Annotated in this window: 7 protein-coding genes; 5 read left to right on the top strand and 2 right to left on the bottom strand. The window is 73.2% G+C overall.

Annotated features, from left to right (window positions below; all coding sequences use genetic code 11):
• The first annotated feature begins 16 nt into the window (after positions 1 to 16).
• Both GGQ54_RS10640 and GGQ54_RS10635 read left to right on the top strand, forming a co-directional pair.
• Entirely contained in the window at positions 17 to 1843 is a 1827-nt protein-coding gene (locus GGQ54_RS10640) for a gamma-glutamyltransferase family protein (protein WP_343045930.1), read from the top strand.
• A 64-nt stretch (positions 1844 to 1907) separates the two neighbouring features.
• Entirely contained in the window at positions 1908 to 2705 is a 798-nt protein-coding gene (locus GGQ54_RS10635) for a transglutaminase domain-containing protein (RefSeq protein WP_179445363.1), read from the top strand.
• On the opposite strand, the gene GGQ54_RS10630 is transcribed toward GGQ54_RS10635, so the two are convergent.
• Positions 2638 to 5655 (bottom strand): glycoside hydrolase family 2 TIM barrel-domain containing protein, encoded by a 3018-nt coding sequence (locus tag GGQ54_RS10630; RefSeq protein ID WP_343045929.1) that lies wholly within the window; start codon positions 5653 to 5655, stop codon positions 2638 to 2640. The two genes, GGQ54_RS10635 and GGQ54_RS10630, sit on opposite strands and share 68 nt — an antisense overlap.
• 94 nt (positions 5656 to 5749) lie before the next feature.
• Between GGQ54_RS10630 and GGQ54_RS17635 the strand changes: the two genes are divergently transcribed.
• From GGQ54_RS17635 to typA, 3 genes are read left to right on the top strand one after another with little or no spacing between them, the layout of a single operon-like run.
• A complete protein-coding gene (locus GGQ54_RS17635; RefSeq protein ID WP_179445361.1) occupies positions 5750 to 7537 on the top strand; it encodes an outer membrane protein assembly factor BamB family protein in 1788 nt (595 codons plus the stop codon).
• Positions 7534 to 9384 carry a hypothetical protein gene (locus GGQ54_RS10620; RefSeq protein WP_179445360.1) on the top strand — a complete coding sequence of 617 codons (1851 nt, stop codon included), beginning with the start codon at positions 7534 to 7536 and terminating at the stop codon, positions 9382 to 9384. Before GGQ54_RS17635 ends, GGQ54_RS10620 begins: the two co-directional genes overlap by 4 nt.
• Positions 9335 to 11233, top strand: a complete 1899-nt coding sequence (gene typA, locus GGQ54_RS10615; RefSeq protein ID WP_179445359.1) for a translational GTPase TypA — start codon at positions 9335 to 9337, stop codon at positions 11231 to 11233. Before GGQ54_RS10620 ends, typA begins: the two co-directional genes overlap by 50 nt.
• Here typA and GGQ54_RS10610 read toward each other — a convergent pair whose 3' ends face one another.
• On the bottom strand, positions 11234 to 11659 hold the full coding sequence (locus tag GGQ54_RS10610) for a MarR family winged helix-turn-helix transcriptional regulator (protein ID WP_179445358.1): 426 nt from the start codon (positions 11657 to 11659) through the stop codon (positions 11234 to 11236).
• Positions 11660 to 11702 lie beyond the last annotated feature (43 nt).

Raw genomic sequence — 11702 nt, 5'->3', positions numbered from 1 at the left:
TGTCGAGGAGACGCCCGTGGAGTTCACCACCCGCCCCACGCTGGAGGGCACGTTCGGCATGGCCACCAGCACCCACTGGCTGGCCACCGCCACGGCGATGTCCGTGCTGGAGCGCGGCGGCAACGCGTTCGACGCCGCCACGGCCGGCGCCTTCGTGCTGCACGTGGTCGAGCCGCACCTGAACGGGCCGGGCGGCGACGCCCCGTTGATCATCAGCGAGCGCGGGGGCGCCCCCGAGGTGCTGTGCGGTCAGGGCGTGGCGCCGGACGGCGCGACCATCGCCCACTATCGCGACGAGCTCGGCCTGGATCTGGTGCCCGGCACCGGTCCGCTCGCCGCCGCGGTGCCGGGGGCCGTCGAGGCCTGGCTGGTGTTGTTGCGCGATCGGGGCACCTGGTCCCTGCGGGATGTTCTCGACCACGCGATCGCCCTGGCCAGCGACGGACACAGCCCGGTGCCCGCCGTCGGCGCGACCGTGGAATCGGTACGCGAACTGTTCACCCAGCACTGGCCCACCTCGGCCGAGGTCTGGCTGCCGGGCGGGGACAGCCCGCGGAACGGCGCCCTGCTCCGCAACCCGGCGCTGGCCCGGACCTGGCAGCGGCTGATCACCGAGGCCGAAGCGGCATCGGCGGACCGCGAGGCCCAGCTCGACGCCGCGCTGCGGGTCTGGAAGGAGGGCTTCGTGGCCGAGGCGATGGTGCGGACCGCGCGTACCCCGGTCATGGATTCGACGGGTACGCCGCACGCCGGCGTGCTGACCGGCGATGATCTTGCCCGACCCCAGGCGGTCTGGGAGCGACCCGCCGCCGTCGACTACGGGCCATGGACGGTGCACAAGTGCGCGGCCTGGTCCCAGGGCCCGTCGATGTTGCAGCAGTTGCGGCTGCTCGGCGACTGCGAGCCGGCCGATCTCGGCGCATTCGATGCCGCCGTCGTGCACCGGATCGTGGAGGGCGCCAAGCTGGCGTTCGCCGACCGCGACGCCTGGTACGGCGATGCCGCCGAGGTCGACCTCGCCGGGTTGCTCGCGCCGGGCTATGCCCAGCAGCGGCGGATGTTGATCACCGATGCCGCCAGCCGGGAGTTCCGGCCGGGTACGCCGGACGGCCGCGAGCCCGTGCTGGCCGAGCACCTCCGCCGCGTCGTCGCGGGCGAGGTGCGCTCGTCCGCCGCGGGGGGCGCGGGCGAGCCCACCGTGCAGAGCCACGCCGCGCCACGCGCCGACGCGGCCGGGCAGACCGGGGACACCTGTCACATCGATGTCGTCGACCGCTGGGGCAACATGATCGCGGCCACCCCGAGCGGCGGGTGGCTGCAGTCCAGCCCGGTGATCCCGGAGCTGGGTTTCCCGCTGGGCACCCGGTTGCAGATGTGCTGGCTGGATGCCGGCCTGCCGAATTCGCTGACCCCGCGCCGGCGCCCGCGGACCACCCTCTCGCCCAGCCTGGCCAGCCTGCACGGCGAGCCCACCCTCGCCTTCGGTACGCCGGGCGGCGACCAGCAGGACCAGTGGAGCACCAGCTTCTTCCTGCGGGTCGCCGCGACGCAGGCGCGTACCTCCGCGCTGGATCTGCAGGGCGCGATCGACGCCCCGAACTGGCACACGGATGCGCTGATCGCCTCGTTCTGGCCGCGCGGCTACCGGCCGGGCTCGCTCGTCGTCGAGGCGAATGCCGACGCCGAGCTGGTCGCGGGGCTGCGGGCGCGTGGTCACGACGTGACCGTGGGCCCGGCGTGGTCGGAGGGCCGGCTCAGCGCCGTGTCCCGCGACGCCGCGACGGGGCTGCTGCGCGCGGCGGCCAATCCCCGCGGGATGCAGGGCTATGCGGCCGGGCGGTGAGCCGGCGCGGATCAACCGAGCGCCTCGCTACTCCTCTCTCCGGGAAGCCAAAGCGGACAAACACGTGTGGTCGTCGTCCAATGTTTCACCGACACCAATTCTCGATTTCACTCATGAGAATGTTGCGAAGCTTGCCCGTCGAGCCCTCGAGAGCGCTTCCACGCCTTTACCGACGAAGTTCCTGGGCGCGGCTCACGAGGTCATTGCGGAGTCGATCCGCCCCGTCTACTCCGTGAACGAAGAACTTCCCGCATCCAGAGTGATCGGGCGCGGCTTCGGGTCGTGCAGTCAGCGACTGGCCATCCTGGAAGCCGTGGCAAGGTCGGCAGGGATTCCGACACGGGCACGGGGATTTGTTGTCCGCGGCGAGTTCTGGCGACCACGTTTCCGGGTGCCTCGCGTGCTGATGCCGCGCGAGGTGCTGCTCTGCTGGCCAGATTTCTGCATTGATGATCAGTGGGTGACGTGCGGTGAGATCTTCCGTGGGCCGGAAGACCCGTGCGAGACGCCTGCCTTCACCAACTCCGGGCCGGAGACGCTGTTCGAAGCCATCCGAAACCGCCAGGTGAGCTGGACGAAACCCGGCACCGGCAGCGCCACCGGAGATCTGAGCGCGTGGGTCATCCGCGATCTCGGCACCTTCCCGAGCCGCGACGCACTGTGGCAGGCACACAACCAGACCTTTGACGGAGTCGTCCTGCCGATTGTCGACGCCGCGCTGATTCTCGGCTCGCGGGCCGCAGGCTGGGCCAGGCGCGCACCGTCACCGGGGAGCCGCGGGCGGCGCCACCCGGTCAGTCCGACAGCCCCGCGCCACCCTGCACGGGCCGGTTGTTGCCCGCCGCCCGAAGGGCCAGGGTGATCGCCTCCGCGCGGGGCCACAACTGTGCCTCGGGCAGCACGTCCGGCCCGCACGAGCGCGAGCCGAGTCCGTGCACGTCGGCATCGACGAACAGCCAGGTCCGCTCGGGCGCCGGCAGTTCGTGACGGTGCGCCGCGGCAGCCACCTGCTGCGGTGTGTGCCGGGCGATCGTGAAGCCGGGCAGCCGGCCGGCCTCGGCGTACGCCTCCACGGTCAGCGCCCGCCCGGGGCCGCTGAGCGTCAGCTCGCGCAGTCCGGCGCGGTGCCCGCTCTCCTGGGGGCGGGTCGGGGCGAAGTTGAGTTCGTCGATGCCCGCGGCGAACCGACCGACCCGCACGGCGCGCCGGCTGTCCGGCCACGATTCGCCCGGCCCGGTGCCGAACCATGCCGCCTCGTCCAGCTCCGCCGGCAGCCCGAACCGCAGCCCGATCCGCGGCCAGGTGCAGTCCCAGTCGCTGGACGGCGTCACCTCGGCGCGCAGCATCAGCCGGTCGTCGGCCCACCACCAGCGACAGGTCAGGTCCGCATAGGCGCGGGTCGCCGCGGCGCCGACGCGATAGGTGGCCACGATCCCGTGTGCCGCGGCCCGGAACTCGACCAGTCGGTGCTTCAGCCGGTCCAGCCCGCGCTCGGCCCAGCGCTGGGCAGATGACGGGCCGGGTACGCCGTCACCGCCGGTGGTGGCCGGGTCGGCCAGCTCGAAGGAGCCGAAGATGGCGCCCCGGTCGTTGTCGGTCGGCGCGCGCCACAGCTCGAGAATCGGCCCGGTGACGGCCAGCTCGCCCAGGGCCGTGAGCAGCCCGGTGGCCGGGTCGAACTCGGCGGCCCCGAGCGGCGCGTGCTCGGTCGAGGTCGGGTCGAACTGCGCCGGGCGTGGCGCCTCGCGCGCCGGCACCGTCAGCGGCCACTGGCCCTCCGCCACCGGGTGTCCGGCGCCCGCCCACGGCTCGTCGGCGGCCAGCTCGGCGCGTACCCGCAGCCAGCACTCGCCGCCGGGCCGCGGCGCGAGCACCGTCTCCGGGAGCGTCACGGACACGGATTCGCCCGGCCCCGCCGCGGGCACGGCCACCTCGGCCTCGACCGGGTCCCCGCCGTCCAGCTCGCTGCACGCCACGAACCGGAGATGATCAAGCCCGCGGGTGTGCTGCCGGTTGCGGACGGTGAGCACCCCGTCGGCGACGGTCAGCGAGACGGGCGCGTTGACCGCGGCGAACTCGGCCAGACCCGGCGACGGTACGCCGTCGGAGCGGACCAGCCCGTCCAGGACGAAGTTCCCGTCGTGCAGCTCCTCGCCGAAGTCGCCGCCGTAGGCGTACCACTCGCCCCGTTCGTCGCGTCGCCGCAGACCATGATCACGCCATTCCCAGACGAAGCCGCCGTGATAACCCGGGTACGCCTCGACCAGCTCGTCGTAGACATCCAGCGCGCCGGGGCCGGTGCCCATCGCGTGGGCGTACTCGCACTGCAGGAAGGGCATCGCGCGCACCCGTGCCGCCTCGCCGGCGGTGCAGCCGGGCAGCGGTCCGGCGCCGAAGATCACCTCCACCTGCCCGGGGCTGGCATACATCCGCGAGTAGAGGTCGGTGTAGGCGCCGGTGCGGTCGCCCTCGTAGTGGATCGGCCGGCCGCCGTCGCGGCCGCGGGCCCAGTTGGCCATCGCTGCGAGGTTCTCGCCGGTGCCCGACTCGTTGCCGAGCGACCAGATGATCACCGACGGGTGGTTCTTGTCCCGCTCGACGGTGCGCGCGATCCGGTCCAGCAGCGCGCCGCGCCAGCGGCCGTCGTCGCAGGGGTTGTCCCGCCAGCCCAGCAGCTCGAAGCCGTGGGTCTCCAGATCGCATTCGTCGATCACCCAGAAGCCCAGCTCGTCGCACAGGTCCAGCAGGTCCGGGTGCGGCGGGTAGTGTGAGGTCCGGATGGCGTTCACATTGTGTCGCTTCATCATGATCAGGTCCGCGCGGGCGGCGTCGGGATCGAACACCCGGCCGCGATCGGCCAGCACCTCGTGCCGGTTGACGCCGCGGAAGATCACCTGTCGCCCGTTCACCGACAGCCGATCGCCGTCGATGCGTACCGTGCGGAAGCCGACCCGTTCGGTCAGCGTCTCGCCGGCCGCGGAGATGATCACCTGATACAGCCGTGGCTCCTCCGCGCTCCAGGGTTGCGCCGGCGCCGCCAGGTCGATCGGCTCACCGGGACCGGCGAGCTCCTGGCGCAGGCCCAGCTCGGCGATCTCGACCGTGATCGGGTACGCCTGGGCCGGCGCCGACACCTCGCCGGTGAGCAGGCCCATCCCGGTTCGATGATCGAAATCGGCGCGCAGGAAGACGTCGTCGATGCCGCCCACCGGGCGCTGCAGCAGCGTCACATCGCGGAAGATCCCCGGCAGCCACCACTGGTCCTGGTCCTCCAGGTAGCTGCCGTCGGACCACTGGTGCACCCGCACGGCGAGCACGTCGGTCCGGCCGCCGGCGACCAGCGCCTCGGTGACGTCGAACTCGATCGGCAGTCGGCTGCCCTTGCCGACGCCGATCTCGATCCCGTTCAGCCAGACCCGGAACGCGGACTCGACCCCGTCGAAGCGCAGGATCGCGCGGCCCGAGCCGACCCAGTCGGGCCGATCGAAGCGCAGCCGGTAGTCGCCGGTCGGGTTCTCGTCCGGCACGTGCGGCGGGTCGACCGGGAACGGGAACGCCACATTGGTGTAGGCGGGGTGGCCGTAGCGCCCGTCGCCGTGCAGCACCCAGTGCGTGGGCACCGGCAGGCTGTCCCAGGCGGTGTCGTCGAAGTCGGGCTCGGCGAAGCCGGTCGGCCCGTCGGCGCGGGGGGCGTACCGGAATCGCCAGGCCCCGTTCAGGCTGGTGGATTGCGCATCGCTGTGCGCCCGGGCGCGCGGCGGCAGCGCGCCCCGGCCGGGGGAACGATCGGTGAGGTATTCCGGAGTTGCCACTGACACCCATTCATCCAACCACGCGCGGCACGCCGCGCCTCCAATCACGCGCGGCCGGTTGCCGATCAGCCGTGCCTCGCGCAAACTTCGGCTCGTGTCGCCGACCGCCCTCGCACCGCCGCCCGCGGCGCCGACCGGGCAGCCCGCCCGTCGTCGGACCGAGGCGTTGGCGATCGCGCTGCTGGCCGGCCTGACCGCAGCCGCCGTCGCGGTGTCGGTCGGCTGGCTCGCGCCGCGACCGGCGGCGGGCCCGTTCGAGGAGTTCCTGGCCGCTGACGGGGCCACCACCCCCGTCGTCGCGGCGAACGGCAGCGGCGACACCGCGGTGCTCACCCAGACCCGGCCGACCAATTGGTACGAGCTCGGCAACACCCTGGCGCCGGCGCTGCTCGACGGGTTGAGCGCGCCGGACCGGGGCGACCGGCTGCTGGTGGCCCGGTTCACCGCGCCCGGGGCCGACGGGCCGACCGAGCTCGGGTTCTCCTTCGGCGAGGAGGTACGCCTGCTCTACCTGAGCGCCCCGGTCGGGCGGGTTGCCTATGCGCCGAGCGTGCCGCTGTTCACCGCGGCCACCCGGCGCGGCGAGACCGTCACCGCCCGCACCGAGCTGAGGACCGAGCTCGAACCCGCCGCGGCCGACCTGCGGGTACGCAACGAGCCGGCGCCCGGCCGGCCCGGGTGCACGAGCGCGGTGCTGACCCCGGAGGGCGGCGACGACCAGCGCTACACGTTCTGCCCGCGGGACAGCCCGGGCGGCGCGGGCCTGGTCGGGATCGAGTACGGCGGCGCCGACGAGGTGACCGGGTGGGTCGCGGCCGCGGGCCCTCGACCGGCGGTCTCGATCGGGGGGCGAGATGCTGCGGCACTGCCGGACTGGGCCCCCGCCGCGGGGACGGGCAGCGCGGCGGAGGTGGTCTGGTACCGCGCCGCGGCCGAGTTTGGACAGATCGTTCCGGACGTCCGCCGTCCGCTGGCGCCGGTCGGAAACCGTTGGCTGCTCGTCGGGCCCCGCGAGCTGATCGTCGCCGACCCGATGCCCGCCGCGGCCACCCGGGCGACCGACGGCGACCGCCTGGTCACCGACTTCGTCACCCCGGGCGGCTGGGTCACGGCGGCGGCCCGGACCGCCGGCCTGGTCGTGACGGCGACCGACCGCGGGGAGCTGTCGGCCCGCACGCTCGCCGGGGAACCGGTCTGGTCGCGGCGGACCGACTCGCCGATCAGCGAGCTGCAGCCGAGCGGGGACGCACTGCTGGCCACCGGGGCTCGCGGCGGCGTCGAGCTGATCGATGCGGCCACCGGGGCAACCCGCTGGCGGACCGCGACCGGCCGGCTCGACGCCGCACCGGTGGTCGACGACACCCGCATCGCCGTGCTGGACAACGGCACGCTCGTGCTGTTGTCGGCGGCGGACGGCGAGCAACTGTGGACCGTGCGCGATCGCACCATCATCGGCGTGGCCCTGTTGCCGGGCGGGGTCACCGTGGCGGCCGCCGGCGACGGCACCGTCCTCGGCCTCGGCGCGGACCGCGCCCTGCTCTGGTCGCAGTCGCTGCCGGAGCCCCCGCAGACCGTCGCCGGCGGGGGCGACCTGGCCGTGCTGGGCGGCCCGGACGCCACGGTGGCGCTGCGCGGCGACGGATCGACCGCCTGGCAGCAACCCGGCGTACTCGGCATCGCCGCCGGCCCCGGCTGGACCGCGCTGGCCACCGACGGCCGGGTGCTGGTGCTGGACGATGCCGGCGCGCCGGTGCGCGACCTCGCGCTGCCGAACGACACCACCCCCAGCCAGGCGATGACCTTCGGCAGCGGCCCGGACGGGCTGCTGGTGACCGGGTCCACGCGCGAGGACGACACCCGGGAGCTGTGGTGGATCCGGTGAGCCCGCGGCGCACAGGCGTCGGCGGGCTGGTGGTCGCCCTGGTCGATCGCGTCTTCGTCGAGCCGGTACGCCAGGGCGCGCCGCGGGTCCGCGACTGGGCGCCGGGGATGCGCGCGATCGGGCTGCTGGTCGCGATGATCATCGTCGCCGCCCTGGCCGCGGTGTCGCTGGCCGAGACGGAGCTGCTGCCCCTGCGCGGCTCGGCGTCCGGGTTGGCCGTGCCGCTGGGCCCGCAGTTGGTGCTGTTCGCGCTGACCGTGGTGCTGGCGCTGGCGCAGACGACGGCCCTGCACGCCCCGCTGCCCCTGGCGCTGGCCCTGTGGGGCTTCGTCGGGGCCGCACTGACGGTGATCGCGGCGCTGCCCGGTCACGTCTGGCCCGATCCGGTCTCGGCCGCCGGGCCGGTGACCTGGCTGGTGTTGGGCGGCCTGGCCGTGCTGCGCCGTCGGGCCGCGCCGCGTTGGTGGGAGTTCGTGGCGGTCTGGGCGCTGGTCCTCGTCACGACCTATCTGCCGCTGGCGCTCGCGGCGGCCCGGATCGCCGACGGTCAGGCGCGTCCGTCGGCGGGATCGGTGCAGATCCTCGCGCTGGCCGCCGCCTCCGCCGCGGTGCCGGCCGCCCTGCTGGCGGGGGCATCGCTGGCCGCGGTCGCGTGTTCGCTGTGCCTGTGGGTGGTGGAGCTGGGCACCGCGCGAGCGCGGGCGGCGGGCCGGCCCGGCCGGGTGCCGCGCGGCCTGGTCGTGGCCACCGCCGTGGTGGCGGTGGCGGCCGTGGGCGGTGCCGGCTGGCAGCTCGTGGCCGGGTCGCTGGGCTGGCTCGACGCCGCGACCGGCCTGGCCTCGGCCGCCGCGGTGCTGCTCGCCATCGCGATCGGCTGGGCGCTGCTGGACGCGCTCGCCGACGAGCGCTCCCCCGCCTCCACCGGCGTCGGGCAGCTGATCGACCACCTGCCCACCGTCGCGTGGCCGGCCGCGGTCGCGCTCGGCGCGGTGTCGGCGGTGCTGATCCTGCCGGTGGTGATGTTGGCGACCTGGCAAGTCACCTGGGCCGCCGTCCCGTTCAGCGACACGGTGGCCGGGGTCCTCACGGTCGTCTCCGCCAACCCGACCCTGGTCGGCTCGATCGGCGCGGTGGCGGCGGCGGTGATCTGCATCGGCCTCGGCCTGCGACTGGCGGTGCGCGGGGTACGCGGTCCGGCCGAGCTGTTGTTCGCCGTGGGCGTCGTGCAGGCGCTGCTGCAGTTCGGTGAGGTCTCCTCGTTCCGGATCGAGCCGGCCGCGGTCGGGTTGCTGGCCGGGCTCGTCGTGGCAGCGATGTTGATCATCACCGCCACGCGCGGCCGGCTCACCGGCCCGGTCGCCGAGGCGTACCTGACGGCGCTGCTGATCACGGTGGCGATCGCGAATCTCGAACTGCTGGCCGATCCCGTCGGGACCGTGCTGCAGTCGGTCGGCGGGGTGGTCGCGGTGCTGGCGCTGTTCTGGACGGTGCTGACCTCGGGCGATCTCGCCAACGGCGACTCCCCTCGCTTTCCCCGTTCCTCCCGGGTCATGCTGGTGCTGGCGAATCTGCTGGTGGCGGTGCTGCTGGTCGCGGCCACCACGCTCACCACGAGCACCGGGAACACGACCAGCTTCGACGGGATCGTCAGCTCCGGGGCGCGCGATCTCGGCGTACCGCTGCTGCTGGTCGTGCTGGCCTCCGTGCTGGCGGCGGCGCTGCGCGGCGCGGAACCGGGCGAGCCCGCGGCCCCGGTAGACTCGCCCGGTCATCCGCCCCACTTCCGACGGAGCCCGCATGCCCAACGACCTGTCCACCGCGCCTTCCGAGGTACGCCGCAGCCGTGACGATCTGCGCAATGTCGCAATCGTCGCGCACGTCGACCACGGCAAGACCACCCTGGTCGACGCGATGCTGTGGCAGTCCGGCGCCTTCCGCGACAACCAGTCCGTCGACGACCGGGTGATGGACTCCGGCGACCTGGAGCGGGAGAAGGGCATCACCATCCTCGCCAAGAACACGGCGGTCGAGCACCGCACGCCGGCGGGCGATTCCGTGACGATCAACATCATCGACACCCCGGGCCACGCCGACTTCGGCGGCGAGGTGGAGCGCGGGCTGGAGATGGTCGACGGTGTGGTGCTGCTGGTCGACGCCTCGGAGGGCCCGCTGCCGCAGACCCGGTTCGTGCTGCGCAAGGCGCTGGCGAAGAAGCTGCCGATCATCGTGGTGGTGAACAAGGTGGACCGGCCCGATGCGCGGATCTCGGCGGTGGTCGAGGAGACCTACGACCTGTTCATGGACCTGCTGGACGACGACGCCGCCGACGATGCGCTGGACTTCCCGGTGGTGTTCGCGTCGGCGAAGGCGGGGCGGGCGTCGCTGACCCAGCCGGGCGACGGCGATATGCCGGACAGCGACGATCTCGGGCCGCTGTTCGCGACGATCCTCGATCACATCCCGGCGCCGTCCTATGTCGAGGGCGCGCCGCTGCAGGCGCACGTGACGAACCTGGACGCCTCGCCCTATCTCGGCCGGCTGGCGCTGTGCCGGGTGGTCGCGGGCGAGCTGAACCGCAACCAGCTCGTCGCCTGGTGCCGGGCCGACGGCAGCGTACGCAACGTCAAGCTGAGCGAGTTGTTGATCACCAAGGCGCTGACCCGCGAGCCGGCCGACCATGCGGGCCCCGGCGACATCGTCGCGATCGCGGGCATCGACGAGATCACCATCGGCGAGACGCTGTCGGACCCGGAGAATCCGCAGCCGCTGCCGTTGATCACCGTCGACGAGCCGTCGATCTCGATGACCATCGGCATCAACACCTCGCCGCTGGCCGGCAAGTCGGGCAAGAACCTGACCGCGCGGCTGGTGAAGGCCCGGCTTGATCAGGAGCTGATCGGCAATGTCTCGATCCGGGTGAACCCGACCGAGCGTCCCGACACCTGGGAGGTCCAGGGCCGCGGCGAGCTGCAGCTCGCGGTGCTGGTGGAGACGATGCGACGCGAGGGTTTCGAGCTGACCATCGGCAAGCCCGAGGTGGTGACCCGCGAGATCGACGGGAAGCTGCACGAGCCGGTCGAGCGGCTGACCATCGACGTGCCCGAGGAGCACATGGGCACGGTCACCCAGTTGCTCGGCACCCGCCGCGGCCGGCTGGAGCAGATGATCAACCACGGCACCGGTTGGGTACGCCTGGAGTACCTCGTGCCGGCGCGCGGGCTGATCGGCTTCCGCACCGAGTTCCTCACCGAGACCCGCGGCACGGGCCTGATGCACCATGTGTTCGAGGAGTACCAGCCGTGGTTCGGCGAGTTGCGCACGCGGCCCACGGGCTCGCTGGTGGCCGACCGTTCCGGGGTGGTCACGGCGTACGCGCTGTTCAACCTGCAGGAGCGCGGGACGATGTTCGTCGCGCCCGGGGCCGAGGTCTATGAGGGCATGATCGTCGGGGAGAACTCGCGGGCCGACGACATGGATGTCAACCCGACCAAGGAGAAGAAGCTCACCAACGTGCGCTCCTCCACCGGCGAGGAGCTGGAGCGGCTGATTCCGGCGCGGTTGCTGAACATGGAGCAGGCGCTGGAGTTCTGCCGCGGCGACGAGTGCCTGGAGGTCACCCCGGACGGGGTACGGATCCGCAAGACGCTGCTCGCGGCGAACGACCGGTCGAAGGCGCGCAACCGCGCCCGCGGCTGATCAGGCCCAGCCGCAGCGGCTGGTCTCGGCGCGCAGGGCGGCGCGCTGGGCCGGCCGGGCCTTGCGGTAGCGGGCCCGCCCGGCGGCGGTGATCTTGACGAAGATGCTGCGCCGGTCCTGCGCGCACATCATGCGCTCGACCAGCCCGTCGCGCTCCAGCCGCGCGACCAGGCGGGACAGGGCGCTCTGGGTGAGGTGGCCGTTCTCCGCGAGCTGGCCGATCCGCAACTGGCCGCCGTCGGCGCCCGCCAACTGCTCCAGCGCGTCGAACTCGCTGCCGCTCAGCCCGTGCTCGGCCAGGGCGCGATCGAGCGCGCACGCAACCCGGTGGTACTTCGCCATCAGGTCGTGCCAGATGGTGGCCAGCTCGTCATCGTCCTCACAGCGGGCGTCGACGACCCGTCCGGCGGCGGCATCGATCGACATGCCGGCGATGCTACCACGGTCCCGCCAGATATTTGTTCACGCA

Origin of the sequence: Naumannella cuiyingiana, assembly GCF_013408305.1 — a bacterium.
Taxonomy (GTDB): Bacteria; Actinomycetota; Actinomycetes; order Propionibacteriales; family Propionibacteriaceae; genus Naumannella; species Naumannella cuiyingiana.
Note: the sequence above shows the minus strand (reverse complement) of the source record. Positions and strands in the feature narration are given on the sequence as shown.

Coding starts and splice junctions, on each gene's coding strand:
- typA (WP_179445359.1), top strand. CDS start 9,335: ATGCCCAACGACCTGTCCACCGCGCCTTCCGAGGTACGCCGCAGCCGT.
- GGQ54_RS10610 (WP_179445358.1), bottom strand. CDS start 11,659: ATGTCGATCGATGCCGCCGCCGGACGGGTCGTCGACGCCCGCTGTGAG.